Origin of the sequence: Nocardioides sp., from assembly GCF_047602075.1 — a bacterium.
Taxonomy (GTDB): domain Bacteria; phylum Actinomycetota; class Actinomycetes; order Propionibacteriales; family Nocardioidaceae; genus Nocardioides.
The window spans coordinates 939008-959124 of sequence record NZ_JASGIF010000002.1; the positions used below are offsets into that span (position 1 = coordinate 939008).

Consider the following 20117-nt stretch of genomic DNA (forward strand, 5'->3'; position numbering starts at 1 on the left):
CCAACGCGGGTTGTCCACCGGAGTCGACCATCGGCGCCAGGGATGCGTCGAAGGGCATTACCATTGGTCGCAATGTCAACGCCAGAGTTCAGCACCGCCGGTGCGCCGCAACGGGCGCTGCTCGTGGGGTCGAGTGGGGGTCACTTGACCCAGTTGCTCGCACTTGAGCCTTGGTGGCACCAGATCGAGCACGGGTGGGTGACCTTCGATACACCCGACGCGATGCATGCACTACGCGACGAGGAACATGTCTGGTGGGCCCACCATCCGACCACCCGCAACCTGCCCAACCTTGTCCGCAACGGCAGACTGGCTCGACGAGTGGTCGCTGGGTTCCGTCCCACGATCGTCGTGTCGACCGGCGCCGCAGTCGCCTTGCCGTTCTTCGTGGCTGCGCGGCAACGAGGCATCCGCACGGTCTACGTCGAGGTCTACGACCGCATCGACACGCCGACCTTGACCGGTCGACTATGCCGTCCGGTGGCGGACCTGATGCTCGTCCAGTGGCCCGAGCAGGTTCCGCTCTACGACGACGCGCTTCCCATCGGACCACTGCTATGAGCGGTGACCAGGACTTGGCGGTGCACCGCGGCAGGTCGATCGTCATCAGTGTCGGCACCGATCATCATCCGTTCGACCGGATCGTGCGATGGGCCGACGACTGGCAGGAACGCCACGTTCAAGACAGGGTGGTGGTCCAGCATGGCTGGACCAGAGGACCCGCCCGGGCAGAGGGCTTCGACTTCGGCCCGCATCGGGAGATCCTGACCGCGATGGCCGCTGCGGATGTCGTCATCACCCATGGTGGGCCAGGGACGATCAGTGATGCCCGCAGGTCGGATCATCGCCCGATCGTGGTGCCCCGTGACCCAGCGCTGGGCGAGCACGTCGACGACCACCAACTGAGGTTCTCGGCGTGGTGTGCCGAGCGCGGGGTCGTGGAGTTGGCCCGAAGCATCAGCGATCTGGAGCGTCGGCTTGCCGAAGGCACCGACAGTCGTCAGGCCGATCTCGCGTCGGCGTCGAAGGAGGCCAGTGTCGCGGCCTTCGCGGAGATCGTGGGCAGACCCACGGTCGGTCGAGGCAGTGCCTTGGCTGGCTCGCCGAGGGTGGTGTGGCTGTCCGAGACGGTCCTTGCGACCCACGAGGAGGCGCTGGCCGGTGCCGGCGCCGCGCTGGTGGGCCAGGCCCTCGACCTGCTCCCCGCTGTGGTGTCGGGATCGGCCCGGTGCGCCTGCGGGGCCCGGACGACGGACTGTGTGGTGTGGTCCAGCGCGATCGCCTCCGCCGCGGCCGAGCTTCACCTTGCTCCCGCCGACCTGGTGTTGACCGCCCAGGCGGCTCCGCGAGTCGTACGACGACGGCACCTGAGGCGCCTTGACCGGGTCGCCGTGCTCGCGGCGGCGGCCGCGCCGCGCGCGATCCTGTCGCACCTGTCGAGGCTGCTGGGCGACCCTCTGGTCGTCCTGCGCGGCGGCCTGGACCCTCTCTTGATGCTCAGTCACGACCGCAGGATCGAACTCGCCGCTGGGCCGAGCACTCGCGCCGAGCGTGCGACGCTGGATCGGCGCCACATCGTGAGCGAGGACCTGGCCTCGCTCAGGAGGTCGGCTCCTGCGGTGCAGTCGCCGTCGGTGACACACGGCCCAGACCTGCGGCTGAGCCTGTCGCACCGTTGACCTTGCGGTTGCGTCTGCGTCGGATCACGGCAGCCAACTCACCGAGGTGCAGCCGCCTGCGGAAACGCCAGGCTAGACCGAGATAGACCAGCCCGCCCACCACGGTGGCGACGAACAAGGCCAGCGGCTGCTCGACGCCGACCAGGCGGAGCACCGTCGCCGGCGTCGCGATCGAGACCACCGCGAGCGCCGCGACCAGCGCGGTGGTGCGGTCCGAGGCGTTGCCGAGAATCGGCCTGATCTGCCATGTCGGCAGGGCGTTGGACACCAGGATCGAGGCCGTCCAGGCGAACGCCGCGCCGTTGATGCCGAGGCCTGGGATCAACAAGATGTTGAGGATCAGGTTGGTGATCAGAGCAGCCAGGTTGTTGCGCAGGCTGAGCCCGCTGCGCCCGAGCATCAGCAGCGCGATGTCGACGGGTCCCGCGGCGATGCCCACCAGCATGCCGAGGGCGAGGATCACCACGACCGAGGAACCGGAGGCGTAGTCGCGTCCGAAGATCATCAAGATCACCGATGGGATCACGGCGCAGGTGACATACACCGGCCAGGCGATCATCACGTTCCACGTGGTCGCCGTCCGCAGCGCAAGACCGGCCTGGTCGGGGCGGCCGGCGGCGTACAGCCGAGCGATCTGCGGCCCCACCATCTGCTGGATTCCCTTGATGGCCTGCAGCCCCGAGGCGACGAACCGGGACGCGGCGGTGTAGACGGCCGCCTGTGCGGGTCCGGCTAGCAGGGTGACCAGGGGGATATCGGCGCGACGGATGCCGATCTGCGCGATCTGGGTGAGCGCGCGGGGCGCGTTGAACGCCCAGACCTCTCGACTCACCGCGCGGACGGGCGGTGCGAAGGGCGACAGCCACGCCTGGCGACCCTTGGCAGCACAGAGCCGGGTGTAGCTGCGCAGTCCGACCAGACAGGCCACGGCGTAGGGGAAGACCCACGCCAGTGCCAACCACACTGCACTGTTGGTCTGGAAGGCGGCGATCGCGGCGAGGATCGGCTGGAGGGCCTGCCGCAGCAGGCTCTCGACCATGATGGTCGGCCGCACCGAGCCGAGTCCTCGGGTGCCGGCGAGGACGAGGTTGGACGTCGCTGCCCACGGCAGGAACAGGCTGACCACCTGAGCACTGCGCACATACTCATGCTGGAACGGCAGGAACGGAAGGCAGAACCAGAGCAGCCCCGTCACGACGAGGGAGAGGACCCATACGGGTGCGAGCGTGGCCATCAGCACGGCCGCGACATCGTCGTTCTGGCCGCTGTGCATCTTGATGGCCACGAAACGGACCACGCCGACGTCCGAGCCGAGCGTGACGATGGCCAAGGCGATCAAGAAGAGTGAGGTCAAGGTGAAGACGATGCCCACCTCGGCCTTGGGGAAGCCCCATGCCGCGACGGTGATGAAGGCCAGCCCGCCCAGGCCGCTCACCAAGGAGGCGAGCAGTCCGCCGATGCCTCCCCGGGCCAGGGTGCGAAGCTCGGCGCGGTCACTCCCGGTGCTCGCTGGTGTCGACTGGGGAGTGTCGCTCATGCCTACTCGCTGCTGCTGGCGCTGCTGGCGCTGCTGGCGCTGCTAGCCTCCTGAGCGCCGTGCGTGGGGTGGTCCGCCGCGTCTACGGTGACGGCGACGGCGCCCAACGGGTGGGCGCCGGACGCCTGCGCCCACTGCAGACCGTTCTCGAGGTCATGGCGGGAGGTGGAGCCCAGGGTCACGATGGGCACCCAGTAGCCGCAGCCGCCCACCAGCGCCCGCCCGTCGGTCTGGTCGGTCGCGGGCGCCTCGACGACCACCCAGTCGTAGGCCTCGGATGCCGAGGTCAGGACGGCGTCGAGACGGGGTGTGCCATAGAGCCGACGACCCGCCTTCGGGTCCTGTCCCACCGACAGGCGGGCCAGCTCTCCGTCGGTCTGGGTCAGCGGGCCGAGCTTGCCGGAGCGGAGCAGGGCATCGGAGAGGCCCTCGGCGCTGCTGGCCTCCTCGGAACTGCCGTCGATGAGCAGCACCCGCTGCCGCCCCTGGGTGAGCGCCCAGGCGAGATCGCTGGCGAAGCCGTTCGTCGAGGCGGAGGCCGAGGAGAGCTCGCCGACGGCCACCGCCGCCGGGGCCGCCACGCGTCGGGTGAGGAGTGCCGCGACCATCAGCGAGGCATCGGAGAAGCTGATCTGGCGAGCCCGTGTTGTCCGTGTGCCGGCTGCTGCCGGCGAGGTGGCCCAAGACAGGGACACCGAGGCTCTCGACGTCGTCGACGGTGCGCAGCACGTCGCGGCGCCGCTCGCGAGCGACCGCGATCACGGCGCCGATCAGTGCGCCCAGGAGCACGCCGCCCGTTGCGGCCGCCCAGACAGGCACGGCGATGCCAGACGCCTTGGCCCGCGGCTCGGAGATCACCTGGCCGGCGATCGAGTCCGTGGTATCCAGAGTGGACAGCTGGAGACGGAGGTTCTGCATCTGGGCGGTGATCGCGGTGACCTCGGCGGTTCGATCGCCCTTCTGGCGCAGGTTGTCCAGTTTCTCGCTGAGGTTGTCCAGCTGGTCGTTGATCCCGGCCTCACGGTTGCGCACGTAGGTGTTGCGGCGCTCGGTGCGATAGTCCAGGTAGTTCGTCGCGAACTGGCTGGCGACAGCGGTCGCGGTGTCCGCATCGGCCGCGCGGAAGCCGATCTGGATGATCTGGGTGTTGGCCGGGATCGAGACGATGAGTCCTTGGGTGAGGTTCACCGCCCGGTCGCTCGGCAGGTCGTCGCGCACCGCGTCGACGATGACGTCGGAGGAGACGATCTGGGCTTCGGTTTCGAGTCGGGTGAGGTCGCTGCCGGCGGTGTCCGGACTGTAGGGATTGCCGACCAACGGTTGGATAAGCACCTTGCCGGTGGCGACGTACTCTGCCGGGAGTAGCGCCGCAGCGGTGCCCGTGAGCAGACCGAAGAGCACGCCGAGGACGGCGATCAGCAGGAGGTGCGGGCGGAGGGCGGCGTCGAGACCGAGACGCAATCGGGCGATCGGCTCAGGTGTGCTCATCGTGCTTCCCCCGGGTTTGCGTCATGCGTCGTTGCTGAGGTCTGCCGCGTCCCGAGACCCACCCAGAGCCACCTGCCGGCCGGCTGCACCGCAGCGGACCGCGAGGAGATCATACCTGTCGGGGTCGGGTCGGTCCGACCGATGTGGAACCGCGGTCTAGCCCGCTGGGCAGCGGTTCCGGTTCGGCGCCGTGGGCGCCGTGGTCGGGGAAGCAAGGTGAGGCCGAGGCCTCCGAGGAGTCCGAGCGAGATGCCGCTGGCCACGAGGACCTCCAGCTGTCCGGGGCGGTACTGCACGACATGGGCTCGCATGATGACCGCCGAGGTGGTGTTGTTGGTATCGATGGCCTTGTCCAACCGGGTCTGCAGGATGCTGACGGTCTGCAAGAGGCTCTGCGCGGGCGCGCCCTGGTCGATCTGGTCGAGCGCCTGCCGGCGCAGCACGTTGACCCGCTTCTTCAACAACCTGACCTGACTGCTGCTGAGCGCGAAGGTGTGAGACTGCAGCGAGAGCAGCTGCTCGGTGGCGGCATTCGCGCCAGCCACTGCCTGCCGGCGAGAGTCGCCCGCGATCTGGAGGATCAGCACGCGTGAGCCCGGCTTGGCCGAGATGGTCAGGCTGTCGGAGGCCTGGTCGGGGCTCACTCCCATCGCCGTCGAGATCTTGTCCAGCGCGCCGTCGGATCGCAGCAGCGCGGCGGTGGTGTCCAAGGTGACGAGCGACTGCTTCTCGTTCTGGGTGTTGAGAGAGAGGTAGGTGATCTGCGGTGACACCGCGACCCGGGAGGAGGCGAGGTAGCGCTGCGGCATGGAGAAGTAGATCGCCGATCCGATCAACGCGCCGAGGATGGTCGTGACGAGCAGGACCAACCAGTGGCGGTGTAGATGGTCGGCGTACGACGACAGCTGCGGCAGCGGCTTCTCCTCCGGGGCGGCTGGCATGGTCACCTCCTCCACACGGGCGGGTGCCCGATGATCTCGGCCAGAGCCGCGTCATGGGGCTCGAACCGGGTCCGGAGCTCGGCTGCCACGGCGCGATCCAGCCCGGTGCCGGGGCGGGCGTTGTAGCGGTCGAAGGACTCCGGCTCGAAGTCGGCGATGTCGAGGAAGTCGACGATGCGACGGTAGTCGGTCAGCGGATCGGCGAAGAACGACTCGGACTCCACCACGAGGACGTGGTCGGCGCCCAACCCGTCGATGAACGGAGCCAGTTGCGCGGCGTACTCCCCGCGGCGTCGGTAAGCATGGTGGCGGTGGTTGAAGCTCTGGTACGACGGGTCGGCCACCATCTGCTCCACCTCACCCTTGAGCCGGGCGTCCTCCAACTCTAGGGCACGCCCGAAGGACTTCTCCCACTCGAACCCACGGGCCAGTTCGTGCTTGTAGGCGGAGTAGGCACGCTCGACCGGGTCACGGACCATAGCGACGACCTTGACCTCGGGGAGGTCGTGGATGATCCGCGCCGGCGCCTGCGGATGGAACATGTAGTAGCCGCTGGAGTCGAAGACCCGCAGGTCGTCTTCGGGCCGTCGCACGGGGAAGTGGCCGCGATACCAGGCCTCGCCACGGTCGTAGTCCAGGTCGAAGTAGTTGACGCCCTTGTGGAGCTGCGGTCGACGGATCTGCGGGTGAGCCATCAGCGCGCGGAACAACGAGGTGGTGCCGCAGCGCTGACCACCGATCACCAAGAAGTCGGGCGGCGGACGGCGGCTGGCCGTGCGCTCTCCCCACCACACCGCCGCCTTGCGGCCGCCGACGCGGAGGGACCTCGGTGCGCTCTTGCGTAGATTCACGCCACGGCTCCTAGCTCGACACGATCCGTCGTTGCGCGAAGCAGGCGCAGCACCCATTCCAGTCGGGTGGCCACCGCGGCGACGGGCATTGCGGTGAGGTCGGCGGCGTATCGCCGCGCAGTGGACAGGAGATAGAGCGCCAGCACCTGGTCGGTCAGGGCCGCGTCGACACCGCACGATTCGAGCAGCGTCGGGAGCTCGGTGAGGAAGCGGCCTTCAGCCTCTGCCGGATCGTCGGCGCGCACTCGGGAGGCGGCGAAGTGCACGACGTCGAAGCCTTGTGGCACCGCCTCGGCGTAGCGCTCCCAGTCCCAGACCTCGAGGACCTGGTCCTGCCAGGCCATGTTCCACGGCGTCCAGTCGCCGTGACTGGCGCCGAGGGGGATCCGCCGGTCACCGATCGTGGTGCGCAGCCGGTCGCCGAGGTGGGCGATGTCGCCACCCCAGCGGCCCCAGGCGAGCGGGTTGCCAGCCGCTAGGACGGCGGCCTGACCGATCGCCAGGTCGGTGCGTGCCCCGGTCGCGGCGATCTCGCGAGTGGGGCCGATCGGGAGTGCGGTGGGTTGCCGCTCCTCGGCGTCACCCGCGAGCGCACTCGTCACGACGATTTCGCGGTCGCGCCACTGACCGGCTCGCAGCAGCCTGGGCGGCCGCACCGACGACCAGCCTGCCCGGCCCACGAGCTCCAGGGCGGCAGCCTCTCGTCGAACCAGCTCGGCCGCGACCGGCGTGGTGCCGATCTTCGCGAACGCGGTGGTGGCGCCGGCTGCGGTGAGCAGACGCAGCACCGGTTTCCTGTTGGCCCGGGGCGGCCCGACCAAGATGCCGACCCTGCTGTCCGGCTCGCCGCCGAGCCATGAGATGAGCTCGGTCAGGGCGGGGTCGTCGACGCGTAGGCGGGTGACCGGCAGCAGCGGCAGGGTGCGCGACCGGAGCCCGGTCGCCACCAGTTGCTTCAGCATCTTGGCCGGCAGGGTTCGAGACCGACGTTCGAGCACGAGGTCGGCGCCGCCCGCCGTGAGAGGAACCAGCACCTGCGGTCGGCTGTGGGACGGCAGGCAGAGGAACTCTCGGCTGCGCGCTCCTGGGAGGCGGTGCAGCCCCGACTGGGTCGGGTCAAGGCCGAGCTCGCCGAGCAGATCGGCGAGCGGGGGAGTCAACCGCTGGGCACTGGTCATGTCGAGGTCTCGCCTCCGATCGGCCAGGTGTGGTCGGGGTCAGCCGCGTGTTCGCGCGAGGACAACCCGATCGCGGCCATGGTGACCAGCATCGGCACGTCGAGGGCGTCGTAGAAGAGGAAGTAGAACATCGACGACAACAGCACCGTCGAGGTGAGCAGCGCCAGGGTCGTGGTGCGTCGAGCGTTGAGAATCAGCTGCCAGGCCAAGAAGAGCAGCATCAGCGTTGCGCCGACGAAACCCGTCATGAAGACCAGGCCCCACAAGAACCCCTGTGTCCCCAGCGGTGGCGCCGCGCACTGGTGACAGCCGGGTGTGTCGCCGCCGGCGATGGAGTTGAAGTTGCCCACCATCTGACGCGTGCCGCCATAGCCGAGCACCGGCGAGGACGCCCACGTGGTGCGGAAGACCTCCACGACGGTGTCTTGGCGGCGTTCATCACTGTGAGGGGTGTCGATCCTGGTCTGGATGGTGGCGCCGAGCGGCGTGGCCACGTAGCCCACGACGAGCACGGCGGCGGCCAGCGCGACGCCGACCACGGCGCGCAGGTCGCCGGCGGCCAGCCGCCGGACCACGATCCAGGCCGCCGAGACACCCAGCCCGAGCCACAGCCCACGGTTGAGTGAATAGACCACCGGCACCAGAGAGACCAACAGGATGAGCGGACCGACCCATCGGCGCCACCCACCGTTGCGGCCCAGCCAGGAGTAGACGAAGAACGGCAGCAACAGACCGTAGGCGTTGCCCCAGGTGTTGGGATAGGAATACGGCGCAGTGACGCGCGGCTGGCTGTAGCCGAGGAACTCCGACTGCAGGGCGACCCGCGGGTGGAAGAGCGCGTTCATGAACTCCGCCCGCGTCGCCGACTTGGGCATCACGAGCTCGAGCACGGAGGGGAAGTCCAGGTGCGGCATCAGCACACCGAGCAGCCCACCGGCTGTCGTGAGCACGAACAGGAAACCGAAGGTCCGGGTCACCCGATCGACGGTGAGCTGGGTGCGGTCCGCGTTGAGGATGTAAAGACAGGTCACCGTCACGGCGAAGTACCACAACCCGCGGTAGGTGAAGGCGATCAGAGGTCCGAGCCCGGCCTTCTCCTCAGTGCCGGGTGCCTGGACCCAGAGCAGGGTGGCGCCGAGAGCGACCCAGACCAAGAACACCCCGTAGATGCCGAACCCACGCGGGACCCGGATCTCGCGGTGGCGCAGCAGCGCCCACAACATGGGCACTGTCAACACGAATAAGATGACCTTGGAGACTCCGAGCACCCACCACAGCGGGTAGAGGTAGACGTAGACGGTGAGCGGCCAGTAGGCATCCAGGTGACGAGTGAGGAGGCCTCGATGCTGCCGACGGGGGGGCGGCCAGGTCGAGACCGGATCCCAGCCGGACTCGCGAGGGGTGGTCGCGGTCTGGGTCACCTCCAGCCCCACCGCTCCCGCACCGCAACACCATAGACGTTCTCGATCCGGGTCACCTCGTCGTCGAGCTGCTCACGGATGTAGTCGACGCTGGCCTGATCGGGGCGGACGCTGCTCTTGTCGATGGGCTGGTAGAGGAGGCGGTGCGCCAACCGAGAGCGCTTCACCGCACCGACGAGTCGGGCCCCGTCGTGCTCGCGCACCCAGTCGGCGGTCCGTCGTGCCGCGTTCGCGACCATGAGCGAGCGCGCTTTCGCGGCTGGAAGCTTGGCGGCCAGGTCGTCCTCGGTCAGCGGCATCGTGGCGACACCGAGGAAGTCGGTGGTCGCGTCCAGGAACGCCTGTGGGTCGGCCACCAGGTCGTCGAAGACGGCAATGTGGATGCGGTCGCGGTCGTGATGCGTGGTGAACCGATCCAGACCGGTGGCGTAGCGGCTGTGCCCCAGCAGTTCCTCGACGCTGCGCAACGCCTCACCGAAGTCGGCCGGCCACATGCCGTGTTTGCGGGCGTAGAGCCACGACGACCAGGCTCGCTCGACCGGGTCGCGCAGGGACACCATCAGCTGCGGGTCCTCGAGCGTCTTGGCGATGCGCGCCGAGGCCTCGGGGTGGAACAAGTAGTCTTGGCAGATCTCGCCGACGATGGGCTGGCTGTCCGTCGCCCCGCGGAACTGGTCGGCGTACCACTCGGTGCCGCGGTCGTAGTAGCGGTCGAAGTAGTAGAGGTCCTTTGCCGGGGTCAGGTAGACCTCGGGATGCCTGATCAGGGTCTCGTGCAGCCAGGACGAACCCGCCTTGTCCGGCCCGATGTAGAGGAAGTTGGGCAGCCTGGTCACGACACTCCTCGACCGAAGACGCGTGCGACGCCCAGCACCTTCTGCGGATCGACGCCGGAGATGCTCGCCAGACCCAGCCAGCCGTGCGGGGCGAGTGGATAGGTCAGCAGCGCGCGGCCGGCGTACCTCGCCGCCGCCTTGCGTTCGCCTGCGGTGCCTCGGGCATAGGCGATCTGCCCCAGCACCCGCGAGTAGGCGCGCCGATCGTCGGCGAAGTCAGGATGCTTGGCCAGCATGTATTCCAAGGCGTCGGCAGTGTTGAGCGACCGCCCGCGGAACCAGGACGGCACGTCCTTGCGAATATCGGCCAAGACGTCGGTGACCACGCCGATCTCGCCGACCCGGGAGGCCCGCAACAGCCAGTCGTAGTCCTCGCCATACCCATGCGGCAGGTCCTCGTCGTACTCGCCGGCCTTGGCGAAGGCGCTTCGGCGCATCGCGAGGGTGGAGCTGTGCAGCTCCTTGACCCGGTTGCGGAGCAGACGCTGGTGGGTGACCCGCTCGGACCGGCCGGGCCAGTCCACGTCGCGGTCACCCATGAGCAGCCGGATGCCGGTGCCGACCGCAAGCATCCGTGGCTCCTGCTGCAGCAGGTCCACCTGCTTGCGGATCTTCTCCGGATGCCACAGGTCGTCGTCGTCGCAGCTGGCGACGATCTCGCCGCTGGTGTTGCGGAGCCCGAAGTTGCGAGCACCGGCGAGACCGGGCTTGCCCTCGTTGGTGAGCGATCGCACCGAGCGCCGCTCCTGTCCGAGGTCGGCCAGGGAGGGATCCGCCTCCTCCTGGTCGTGGACCACGAGCAGATCGATCTCGCCGGCATAGTCCTGCCCGACGATCGTCGCCATGGTCTCGCGCAACAGCTCGGGTCGGCCGCGGGTCGGGATGACGACGGAGACGAGAGGCAGGCCAGAGGCGGACTCGTCGGTGCTCAACACATTCTCCTGAGATGTCTTCGGTTTCATAGGCTCGGGTATCCGTAGCGGTGCAGCCAGGGCAGGGTCACCGCAGTGACCAGGCGGCGCTCCTTGGCTGGCAGTCCGTGGCGCCACTCGTCGTCGGCCACCAGATCCAGGGTGCCGTGGCGGAATCGGCCGGGGTTGCCGGAGAGACCGTGACTCGGGGCGAGTGTGACGGCGTGGTCTGCCACATGGTCCAACGCCGTCTCCTCGTCGCCCTGCCCGAGGGTCGTGAGCAGACGGCGCAGGGTCGGTCGGGGAGCGGCGACGAGGTCCTCGTAGCGGATTCGGGCCGACGGGATGCCGCTGAGCCCGTTGATCAGGGCCACCTCGGTCTGGAGCGCCGCCCACTGCGCGGCGGACCTGCCCACGCCGATCGACCACATCTGGCTCCGGCTGCCTGCCTGCGGGCGATCCAGGGCGCGGCGCGACCAGGAGTAGGCGACCCCGCGTGGGTCGCGGACCAGATTGACCATGGTGAGCCGGTAGTCGGCCTTCACGCCACCATCGGCAGTGAGGTCGAGCCCCAGAGCCAGGCCATGCGCGGGGCCCTTGCTCGCGTCGACGATCGTGGTCGCTCCGCTGACCTCGGCGACCGCCTGGTAGATCCGGCCGTAGCCCTGTTGATACTCAGCCACGCGGCGACGCAGAGACGCCGAGCCGCCTCCGCGGCTCAGGCGGAGCAGACTGGGGACCAACCGCTGTCGGGCCGCTGTCCGGCGCAACTCGGCCAGCCGTCTGACCGGCGCGGACTGCCAGCCGCCGAACGCCTGCTCGCCTACCTTGTCCCAGAACGGGCAGGTCGAGAACGGCTCGCCGCAGCCGCACTTCTCGTCGTCGGGTTGGACGGACCGGGGCAGATCCACCAGCTCACCGACGTTGACCCACCCAGGCACGGCTCCCAGCATCCGCTCCAGCAGAGTGCTTCCGGAGCGTCCGAAGCCGCCGAGATAGATCACGCGGGGTTGCGCCCATGGCTGTTGGTGGCTCAGCACGCTTCCCCCGCCCACTCCCCATCAGTGACATTCCCTGACTCGGCATCGCGCCCCGCGCCGAGTTGTCACCATCGTAGGTGCTCTGGTCTTTCCTTGGTTGTTTTGCGCCAGTCCTGCACCCGACCGGACTAGTCCATGTGGACCACGCCCGGGTCTGATCGGACAGTTGTCGTAGCATGTCGGCGCGGTCACGCCGACGTGGCCGCCGTCGAGCCTACGTGGGGGGCCTGGTGGCCAGAGGCGAGCGGAACGTGTTGCGCGCGGTCGCTGCCACGTTGAGTGTAGTCGCGTTGAGCGTCTCCGGTCTCAGCGTTGCAGGTGGATCTGCGCAGGCGGCAGGACTAGTGGCGCCGACGCCGGGGAAGACACCGGCGGTCCTCGATGGCGGGGTCTACGCGCTCACCCAGGTCGGCGACACGATCGTGGCGGGCGGGAGCTTCACCCAGGCCAGGTCGTGGAACGATGACAAGACCGAAGCGCGGTCCCGGCTGTTGGCCTTCGAGCCAGGCACCGGTGCCTTGGTCGAGGGCTTCGCGCCCAAACTGAACGGGACCGTCTATGCACTGGTGCCGGGTCCGGTCGCCGACAGCGTGCTCGCGGCCGGTGCCTTCAAGAAGTTGAACGGCAAGAGCGTCGGCCGGTTGGTGCTCATCAACACCCTGACCGGCACCCGGATCGATTCCTTCAAGGCCGCCTCGGTCAACGGTCGGATCAGCTCGCTGGCCGTCCACGGCAATCGGCTGTACATCGGCGGCAACTTCACCGAGGTCGGCGGAGTCGCCCATGCCGGCATCGCATCACTGAACTTCACCACGGGTGCCCTCGATCCGTTCGTCGACAACCAGGTGGCCCGGCGGCACAACGACACCGGGTCCGGGGCCAGGGGTGCGGTGGGGGTGACCGAGCTGGAGGTCACGCCGGCGGGGGACCGAGTCGTGGCGATCGGCAACTTCAAGAAGGTGGACCGACTGCGACGCGACCAGGTCGTGGTGCTCAACACCGACGGCGCCTCCTCGGTGGTGTCGCCCACCTGGGCGACCAGCGCGTTCTCGTCCTACTGCCACAAGCGCTCCTTCGACTCATGGGTGCGAGACCTCAGCATCTCGCCGGACGGCAGCTATTTCGTCGTCGGATCGAGCGGCGGCGCCAGGAAGGGTGTCCTGTGCGACAGCGCGGCACGTTTCGAGACCTACGCCAGCGGCACCAAGCTCGGCCCGACCTGGGTGGACTACACGGGCGGGGACACGGTGTGGGGTGTCCAGGCGACTGCTGACGCCGTCTACGTGGGTGGCCACATGCGCTGGATGAACAACGTCAACGGCCGCGACCGGGCCGCCCAGGGAGCGGTGCCGCGGCCGGGCATCGCCGCGCTGGACCCGGACAACGGCATGCCGTTGGCGTGGAACCCCGGTCGCCACCCGCGCGGGGAAGCGGTCTACACGTTCTTGGCGACCAGTGAGGGGCTGTATCTCGGAAGCAACACCGACTGGATCGGTGCCTTCACCTACAAGCGACCGCGGCTGGCCTTCTTCCCCCTCGCCGGCGGGCGCGCGGTCGCGGACGACTATCGTGCTGGGCTGCCCGGCCGCATCCTGATCGGATCGCCCGGAGCGTCCGGTGACGGTCTCACCAGTCAGAGCTTCGACGGCACCACCGTGGGTGTCCCCACCACTGTCACTGACTCCGGAGTGCCATGGGGGAAGACTCGCGGAGCCTTCTGGATCGGCGGCACGCTGTTCTACGGCCGCGCCAACGGATGGATCTACAGCCGCACCTACACCAACAGCACGTTCGGTCCCGCGGTCAAGCTCGATCCCTACCACGACCCGCAGTGGGCCGGTGTTCGCACCGGCTCCGGCAACACGACCTACACCGGGGCGAACCCGTCGCTGTTCGCCAACCTCGGCTCGGTGTCCGGCATGGCCTACTACCGCGGCCGGGTCTACTACACCGTCGCCGGGTCACCCGTGCTGCGCTACCGCTACTTCAGCGCCGACTCCGGCACGCTTGGGAGCCAGACCTTCAACGCCTCCAACGGCATCTCGTGGCGCAAGGCTCAGGTCGCTTTCACTTCTGGCGACGACCTCTACTTCGTGTCCCGGTCCACCGGGAGGCTGCGGCGGATCTCACTCTCGGGTGGGCTGCCCACCGGATCCTCCACGCTGGTCGACGGCAGCCGCGACTGGCGAGGCCGGGCGCTCTTCCTGGCGCCCTAACTGCCGCGGTCTTCTTGCGTCTCCCGCGGTCTTATGGTGGCAAAGTGCCTGGTATACCGGGCCCTGACCCACTACAGCACCGCGGTAGATGGGTCCGGGCCCGCTAGTCGTCGGCGTGATCTCGTAGCGTGAACACGACGTGGGCCAGGGCGCCGTTGAACTGGTCGGGTGCCCTGACGACCAGGCCGCCGCGGGGGTTGAGCTTGGCGCCGACGGAGATCGGGGTGGCGGGGTCGGGGAAGCTCACCGTGCCGGTGCTGTGAACCGCAGACCAGTGCTCCCACGACGCGACGTCCCCCTCGTCGTCGAGTCGGCCGACGTAGAGCGTGAGCCGATCGCCTTCTCGCTGGCAGCGGAGGCGGAACCACGTCTCGGTCGCCAGCCCTCCGCTGGCCGCCTTCACGGTGGCCACCCCCTGGTCGCCGGCCACCCGACAGGATGGGACGCCGTCGTCGACTTGGAGCTTCACCTGACCGGTGTCGCCGAACAGCCCACGCTGCACCAGGTTGTCGCCGTTGTCCTCCTCCGACCTGCTCGAGGGCACCGGCAGCAACACGTCGACACCGAACACGAAGTCGCGACCACCGGGTGCGAAGGCCTCGTCGTCGTCCGGCGGCGTGATCGTGAGGGCGAGGAGCCCTCCGTCGACGGCCTCGTCCTCGCTCGGGAAGACCGCGGCGGTGCTGCCCGGCCCAGGTCCCGGGCGCTGCGACAACCGAGCGCCGCCCACGGCGACCGTCTCCACCTCGGTGTCGGCCGGAGTCGCGACGATGCCCGGAACCGCTCCGCCCGTGGGCTGGGTGAAGTCGATGAGAAGGTCCGGGTCGTCGGGCCACGGTGCGGCCCGCTCGGCCGGTGGTTTGTGGTCGGGCGAGCAGGCAGCGAGCAACAGCACCGCACCGAGGAGCGCGGCCACCAGCGGGCGTCGTGCCATGCTTCTCTCCCCAGTACGGCTCAGCGATGCTCGCGATGGGACATTCCAATCTCGCGATGGGACAATCCAATCATGAGCGAGGAGACCCCGCCCTGGTCTTGGCGCGCCCCGGTGACCACGAGCCGCCGGGCCGCTCTGCTGGCCGTCGTCGGTGCTGCGGCCGCGCTCTCCGGGTGCCGTGGCGGCCCGTCCTTGACGCCGAGCCCTTCGTCCGCGTCGCCGACCAGCTCCTCACCGACCACGAGCCACGCCCGTTTCTTCGGTGACCCTGGTCCGGGACGTCTCTATCTCGGGATCAGTCTCGGCATCGACCAGCTCGCGGCCAGCGCGCCGGAGCTGGGTGGGACCAACGCAACGTTGTCTCGGCGGTTCTACCGACCACATCAGATCGCTCTGATGGAGCAGATGCTGACCGAGGATGTTGCGGCTGAAATCGTGCCGTTCGTGTCCTTCAAGACCCCGGGCAGCTGGGCTTCGGTGGCTGCGGGGGAGCACGACGCGTGGCTGGACCAGTTGATCGCCGGCTTGGACGCGCTGGGCTCGCCGGCCTTCTTGGCGCTGCACCACGAGCCGGAGAACGACGTCAGCGGTGACAACACTGCTGCCTCCTGGGTGGAGATGCAGCGACGCTTGATCACGCGCACCGCTGGGACACCACACGTGATCGCGGTGCCGACCCTGATGAGTTACACCTTCCAGCCCCACTCCGGTCGCCGGCCGCATCACTGGCTGGTCCCCGAGGCATCGGTGATCGGGGTGGACATGTACAACCCCTGGCGCGAGGGAAATGCGGGCAGCTGGGTCGAGTTTGCCGATCTGTACGCCGACGTCGCGAGCTTGGTGGGTGAGCAGCCGGTGATCGTGCCCGAAGCCGGCACCACGGCGGATCCGTTCGACCCGTTGCGTGCGGCGCAGTGGTTCAGGGGCGCCTTCGACACCGCGGTCCGCGAAGGGCTCGCTGGGCTCGCTTGGTTCGATTCTCGGCTGTTGGGCGGCCAACGACGCCAACTCGATCGCGCTGCGCGCACCAAGTTGCGAGAGCTCAGCCGTCGGCCCGAGGTATACCGGTTCCGTCCGTAGCCCGGATCACCAGCTGAAGCGCAGCCTGTCGACCGCGGCGATGGTCGGGCCTGCGATCTGCTCGATCTGCTCGATCTCGTCCGCCTCGAGCCCGCTTCGCCATGACGACGCCACCTCGGCGGGTGAGCGGTCCAGCTGATGCAGACGGGTCGCCGAGGGTGACGGTGCGCGCGCATCACCGCGCATCTCTTCGACGGTCTCGGCGGTCGGACGCAGCCCGATCGCGTCGAACAGCGCCGTGGCCGCGGCCGGCCCGCCGGAGGCGAGCTCGTGATGGGCGATGACCAAGGTGTCGGAGGTCTGCTTGAGGTCGATCATCATCAACGTCTGCAGCACACTCCAGAAGAAGCCCATCTGTGCGGCCGGACCCAGCGCGTGAAGTCCCCGCTCCCACACCTCGCTCAGGCCGGGCTCCACCCGGATCGCCTCCGGCACGAAGGGTGCGATCTCGTCGAGATCGGGGCGCCAGCCCATTCGACGGTAGCTGCTCCATACCGCAGCGGGGTGTCGATAGACCTGGAGGACCCGGGCGTTGGTGACCCGCGTGATCGCGGGGGTGGAGAGCATCGCGAAGGGATCCTTCACCACCAGACGGCTCGTGGGCAGCGGTCCGCGCCACTGATGGCGTCCGTAGCGACCGTAGGCGCGCAGGTTCCGGCCGGCATAGGTCGCCCGCAACACTCGGCGTTGACGGGAGCTGAGGGCGGCCAGTCGTGCCCACCCGGCGAGCGTCCCCCCGAGGGCATACTGCCCGTCCCTCGGGTTCATCGGCTCCCGCCCCGCTAGCGCTGTGCCCGCCGCAGTCGCGAGCAGCCGCGCGCACCAGGTGGTCCCCGAGCGGGGCACACCGGTCACCAGCAGGGGGCGTCGATCTCGTGAGGTCACCGCCCCATTCTGTCCGTGCGCAGGCCCGTCTGTCTGCCAGGCGCCATGTTTCTCCTCAGCCCGCGGGGACAGTGACGCTCCGGGTGACCGAGCTCGACTTGCCCCACCCATCGGTCACGGTCAGGGTCACCGTGTAGGTGCCCGGCGTGCTGTAGGTCTTCGTCGGTGAGGTGGCCGTGCTGGTGGCGCCCCCGTCTCCGAAGCTCCACAGTCGGGTGATCGCATCTCCATCGGGGTCGGTGGAGTTGACGCTGGAGAAGGTGCAGGCCATCCCCGTGCAGGACGGGGGATCGAACACTGCCGACGGCGCGTGGTTGCTAGCGGGCTCGGCGATGACCACCTGACGGGTGACTGTGTTCGCCTTGCCCCACCCGTCCGTCACGGTCAGAGACACCGTGTAGGTGCCGTCGGCGGCGTAGGTCTTCGTCGGCGAGGTGGCCGTGCTGGTGGTGCCGTCTCCGAAGTTCCACAGGCGGGTCATCGAGTCACCCGGGTTCGGGTCGGTCGACTGACTGCTGGTGAAGCTGCACACTCGAGCCGAACAGGTCGGTGCCCCGATGATGGCGGTGGGTGCTTGGTTGCCCGTGGGCTCGGCAATCGTCAGCGTCTTCGTCGCCGTCGCGGTGAGGCCGTACTCGTCGGTCACGGTGAGGGTGACGGTGTAGGTGTTGGCACTGGTGTAGGTGCGGCTCACCACCGATCCGGTTCCGGTGCCGTTGCCGAAGTTCCAGCTGTAGGTCAACGCTGACGGGTTCTCGTCCGTGGAGGTCGTGCCGTCGAAACCGCAGACGTTCTGGTTGCAGGTCATCGTGAAGTTCGCCACCGGCGGGTTGTTCGCCGGGTGGGTGACGGTGACCGTCGCGTCGAGCGGTGGGTCGGTCGTGAAGCCGTGGTTGTCGACTCCGCGCACGCGCACCACGTAGCTGCCGTCTGGGATGACCGGTGTGGTGTAGGAGTAGTTGGAACCCGGGGATCCCGGCGAGTTCAAGAACGCCGATCGCCAGCTCTCCGACGTGCTGGTGAACTGCCCGCTGGCGTTCATGTACTGCCCAGCCGTGTTGCGCACCGCCACCTGGACTCCCGAGATCTGGCGGTCGTCCTCGACCCGACCCGTGACCGGGATCCGACCCTCGGTGTAGGTCTCTCCCCCCTGCGGCAGGCGCAGCGCCTCGTTGAACGTCGGCGCGACGTCACCGGGGTAGATCTCGTAGCGAGCCGTGGCCCCGGTCGTCGACGTGTCGACCTGCCCGACACTGTCGTAGGCGTAGGCCGTCACCGACCAATCGCCCTCGGCCGGGAGGTCCCGAGACAGCGAGAAGGTGGTGCTCGTAGCCCCAGGCGAGGCGAGGTTCGCCGTCAACTCGGCGTACGTCGCCGACAGCGCGCCGTTGGGCTGCAGATAGCGGCGGGTGTCGTTGTCGTAGATGGTGACGCCCACCTTGGCGACGCCCTTGTCGTCGGTCGCGGTGCCGGTGAGGTCAAGGTGCAGGACCTGGCCTCCGGTCTGCGTGCCGGTCACGTCGAGCAGGCCGTCCGGCGGTGCGTCCCCTGGGATCTGGGCGTTGATCGTCAACTTGCCCTGGTTGGCCGACGAGGTCGTCAGACCGATGTCGTCGGTCGCCCGCACCGAGAAGGTGTAACTGCCCGGGGTGAGGTTGAAGGGCGTCGTCCACGACCAGTTGAGCCGGTCGTTGTTCACGTTGAGTGCTGTCACGCGATACCACCCTGCCGACAGGCCTACTCCCCAGGTGCCATCGGAGGCGAGGGCCTCCCGGGTAGTGGTGTTGCGAAGCTGGATCTCGACGTTCGCGAGGTTCTCGTCGTCGGTGGCGGTGCCGGCGAACGTCAGCGGGTTGCCAGGCGTGGCGCTGGCCGGCGCTGTGGCGTTCGGCGGCACCATCAGGGCCGGTGCCGTGATCGTCACCGAGGGTGCGATGCCGGTCGAGCTGACCGTGAAGTCACGGGTGGTCTCGTCGAGCGAGGACTGCCCGCCTGTGTCGCGCGGCGTCACGGCGATCCGCCAGACGCCCTCGTAGGGCACCGTGACCTCGGTGGACCAGGTGGTGCTCACCGCGTCGACCACATCGGGCTGGATGGTGAAGGCGTTGTAGTTGGAGCTCACCGTGCCGTCGTCTTGGAGGAACAGCGAGGAGCCGTTCTTGATGACGTAGCTGAGCGAGCGGACCCCGAAGTCGTCGGTGGCCGTGCCGGTGATCGTGAACGTCGTCGATGGCACGATGCCGGTCGGCCCGGTGACCCGCGCCGTCGGGGGCGCATCCAGCACGCTGAACGTCTCGAACTTCTTGGTGGCCTTGGAGGCGTCACTGGTGCCATTGGTGGCGAAAGTCTTGGCCAGCACCTTGAGGACTCGGTTCTCCTGGACGGTGACCGGGAGTGACCAATCCGTGGTGGTGGCGCCGGGGTTGGCCAGGTTGACGTTGATGGTGTTGGACGGACCCCAGCTGGTCAGGTCGTCCTGGAGGTACTGATTGGTGTCCCGGTCCTGCAGTTCGAGCTGCACCCGCTGGACACCGCTGGTGGCCTGCGCTGTGCCGTCGATGACGAACTCTTCGCCGCCGGGCTCCACGCGACCCTCGATCGGGTGGGTGATCGTGGTCTCGTTGGCACCCGAGGCGGGAGCGCTCGAGAAGAGGTACGCCGCCACGCGGCCGACGTTCTGTCCGCCCTGGGTGGTCGCATCGCCTCCGGTGATCAACCCGAGTGGCGTGGCCAGCATCGCCTTGTTGCCTTCGAAGGAGTTGGAGCCGGGGTTCCACTCGACGGCTTTGCCGTCGGTCGGGCTGAGCGCACCGACGTGGTCTCGGCGGACGACCTCGTCACCGAGTCCGTAGCCCGAGAGGCCCTGACCGGTGCCGTAGCCGACGTTGTCGAGCCCGGGCCAGGGGTCCTTGGCGGTCGGCGACTCGTTCCACGAGAAGTGGCCGCCGATGTAGACGGCCTTCTCCGTGATCGCGACGGAGTAGACGCTGTCGAAGGCGCGTGAGATCCACAGCGGCTCGACGCCGTCGGTGCCGGTCAACGGCAGCGCCACCGCAGTGTCGTTGATGGGCGGCCGGTCGCCACCGGAGCCGCTGGTCACGACCATGAAGGAGTCGTCGG

17 protein-coding genes are annotated in these 20117 nt (G+C 68.6%); 5 read left to right on the forward strand and 12 right to left on the reverse strand.

Going from position 1 to position 20117, the window contains the following annotated elements:
* Positions 1-72 precede the first annotated feature (72 nt).
* Positions 73-561, forward strand: coding sequence for a UDP-N-acetylglucosamine--LPS N-acetylglucosamine transferase (locus QM714_RS17205; RefSeq protein ID WP_415102564.1), 489 nt, complete (start codon positions 73-75; stop codon positions 559-561).
* Entirely contained in the window at positions 558-1679 is a 1122-nt protein-coding gene (locus QM714_RS17210) for a glycosyltransferase (RefSeq protein WP_415102565.1), read from the forward strand. The genes QM714_RS17205 and QM714_RS17210 overlap by 4 nt, the downstream gene beginning before the upstream one ends.
* Here QM714_RS17210 and QM714_RS17215 read toward each other — a convergent pair.
* A complete protein-coding gene (locus QM714_RS17215) occupies positions 1600-3216 on the reverse strand; it encodes a polysaccharide biosynthesis C-terminal domain-containing protein (RefSeq protein ID WP_415102566.1) in 1617 nt (538 codons plus the stop codon). The genes QM714_RS17210 and QM714_RS17215 overlap by 80 nt on opposite strands.
* A gap of 2 nt (positions 3217-3218) precedes the next feature.
* Complete coding sequence (locus QM714_RS17220) at positions 3219-3824, reverse strand: hypothetical protein (protein ID WP_415102567.1); 606 nt, start codon at positions 3822-3824, stop codon at positions 3219-3221.
* On the opposite strand from QM714_RS17220, the gene QM714_RS17225 reads away from it, so the two are divergent.
* Positions 3805-4581 (forward strand): hypothetical protein, encoded by a 777-nt coding sequence (locus QM714_RS17225; RefSeq protein WP_415102568.1) that lies wholly within the window; start codon positions 3805-3807, stop codon positions 4579-4581. The genes QM714_RS17220 and QM714_RS17225 overlap by 20 nt on opposite strands.
* Before the next feature lie 119 nt (positions 4582-4700).
* Here QM714_RS17225 and QM714_RS17230 read toward each other — a convergent pair whose 3' ends face one another.
* From QM714_RS17230 to QM714_RS17260, 7 genes are read right to left on the reverse strand one after another with little or no spacing between them, the layout of a single operon-like run.
* The gene (locus tag QM714_RS17230) at positions 4701-5645 is read right to left on the reverse strand and encodes a hypothetical protein (protein ID WP_415102569.1); all 945 of its coding nucleotides are present in this window, start codon (positions 5643-5645) and stop codon (positions 4701-4703) included.
* A gap of 2 nt (positions 5646-5647) precedes the next feature.
* Complete coding sequence (locus tag QM714_RS17235; protein WP_415102570.1) at positions 5648-6496, reverse strand: sulfotransferase family protein; 849 nt, start codon at positions 6494-6496, stop codon at positions 5648-5650.
* Positions 6493-7674, reverse strand: a complete 1182-nt coding sequence (locus tag QM714_RS17240; protein WP_415102571.1) for a hypothetical protein — start codon at positions 7672-7674, stop codon at positions 6493-6495. The genes QM714_RS17235 and QM714_RS17240 overlap by 4 nt, the downstream gene beginning before the upstream one ends.
* The gene (locus QM714_RS17245; RefSeq protein ID WP_415102572.1) at positions 7671-9107 is read right to left on the reverse strand and encodes a hypothetical protein; all 1437 of its coding nucleotides are present in this window, start codon (positions 9105-9107) and stop codon (positions 7671-7673) included. Before QM714_RS17245 ends, QM714_RS17240 begins: the two co-directional genes overlap by 4 nt.
* Positions 9092-9931, reverse strand: coding sequence for a sulfotransferase (locus tag QM714_RS17250; protein WP_415102573.1), 840 nt, complete (start codon positions 9929-9931; stop codon positions 9092-9094). The genes QM714_RS17245 and QM714_RS17250 overlap by 16 nt, the downstream gene beginning before the upstream one ends.
* On the reverse strand, positions 9928-10863 hold the full coding sequence (locus QM714_RS17255; protein WP_415102574.1) for a glycosyltransferase family 2 protein: 936 nt from the start codon (positions 10861-10863) through the stop codon (positions 9928-9930). The genes QM714_RS17250 and QM714_RS17255 overlap by 4 nt, the downstream gene beginning before the upstream one ends.
* Before the next feature lie 26 nt (positions 10864-10889).
* Positions 10890-11882, reverse strand: a complete 993-nt coding sequence (locus QM714_RS17260) for a sulfotransferase (RefSeq protein WP_415102575.1) — start codon at positions 11880-11882, stop codon at positions 10890-10892.
* Between the two features lie 344 nt (positions 11883-12226).
* On the opposite strand from QM714_RS17260, the gene QM714_RS17265 reads away from it, so the two are divergent.
* Positions 12227-14098, forward strand: coding sequence for a hypothetical protein (locus QM714_RS17265; RefSeq protein WP_415102576.1), 1872 nt, complete (start codon positions 12227-12229; stop codon positions 14096-14098).
* 103 nt (positions 14099-14201) lie between these two features.
* On the opposite strand, the gene QM714_RS17270 is transcribed toward QM714_RS17265, so the two are convergent.
* A complete protein-coding gene (locus QM714_RS17270) occupies positions 14202-15032 on the reverse strand; it encodes a hypothetical protein (RefSeq protein ID WP_415102577.1) in 831 nt (276 codons plus the stop codon).
* A gap of 72 nt (positions 15033-15104) precedes the next feature.
* On the opposite strand from QM714_RS17270, the gene QM714_RS17275 reads away from it, so the two are divergent.
* Positions 15105-16112, forward strand: coding sequence for a hypothetical protein (locus QM714_RS17275; RefSeq protein ID WP_415102578.1), 1008 nt, complete (start codon positions 15105-15107; stop codon positions 16110-16112).
* 6 nt (positions 16113-16118) lie between these two features.
* Here the strand turns inward: QM714_RS17275 and QM714_RS17280 are convergent, their stop codons facing one another.
* Positions 16119-16997 carry a sulfotransferase gene (locus tag QM714_RS17280; RefSeq protein ID WP_415102579.1) on the reverse strand — a complete coding sequence of 293 codons (879 nt, stop codon included), beginning with the start codon at positions 16995-16997 and terminating at the stop codon, positions 16119-16121.
* A 55-nt stretch (positions 16998-17052) separates the two neighbouring features.
* Complete coding sequence (locus tag QM714_RS17285; RefSeq protein WP_415103054.1) at positions 17053-20103, reverse strand: PKD domain-containing protein; 3051 nt, start codon at positions 20101-20103, stop codon at positions 17053-17055.
* Between the last annotated feature and the right edge of the window lie 14 nt (positions 20104-20117).

What these genes read in the sequence shown, in the direction of transcription:
- QM714_RS17205 (WP_415102564.1), top strand. Translation starts at nt 73, where the DNA reads ATGTCAACGCCAGAGTTCAGCACCGCCGGTGCGCCGCAACGGGCGCTG.
- QM714_RS17210 (WP_415102565.1), top strand. Translation starts at nt 558, where the DNA reads ATGAGCGGTGACCAGGACTTGGCGGTGCACCGCGGCAGGTCGATCGTC.
- QM714_RS17215 (WP_415102566.1), bottom strand. Translation starts at nt 3,216, where the DNA reads ATGAGCGACACTCCCCAGTCGACACCAGCGAGCACCGGGAGTGACCGC.
- QM714_RS17220 (WP_415102567.1), bottom strand. Translation starts at nt 3,824, where the DNA reads ATGGTCGCGGCACTCCTCACCCGACGCGTGGCGGCCCCGGCGGCGGTG.
- QM714_RS17230 (WP_415102569.1), bottom strand. Translation starts at nt 5,645, where the DNA reads ATGCCAGCCGCCCCGGAGGAGAAGCCGCTGCCGCAGCTGTCGTCGTAC.
- QM714_RS17240 (WP_415102571.1), bottom strand. Translation starts at nt 7,674, where the DNA reads ATGACCAGTGCCCAGCGGTTGACTCCCCCGCTCGCCGATCTGCTCGGC.
- QM714_RS17270 (WP_415102577.1), bottom strand. Translation starts at nt 15,032, where the DNA reads ATGGCACGACGCCCGCTGGTGGCCGCGCTCCTCGGTGCGGTGCTGTTG.
- QM714_RS17275 (WP_415102578.1), top strand. Translation starts at nt 15,105, where the DNA reads ATGAGCGAGGAGACCCCGCCCTGGTCTTGGCGCGCCCCGGTGACCACG.
- QM714_RS17285 (WP_415103054.1), bottom strand. Translation starts at nt 20,103, where the DNA reads ATGGTCGTGACCAGCGGCTCCGGTGGCGACCGGCCGCCCATCAACGAC.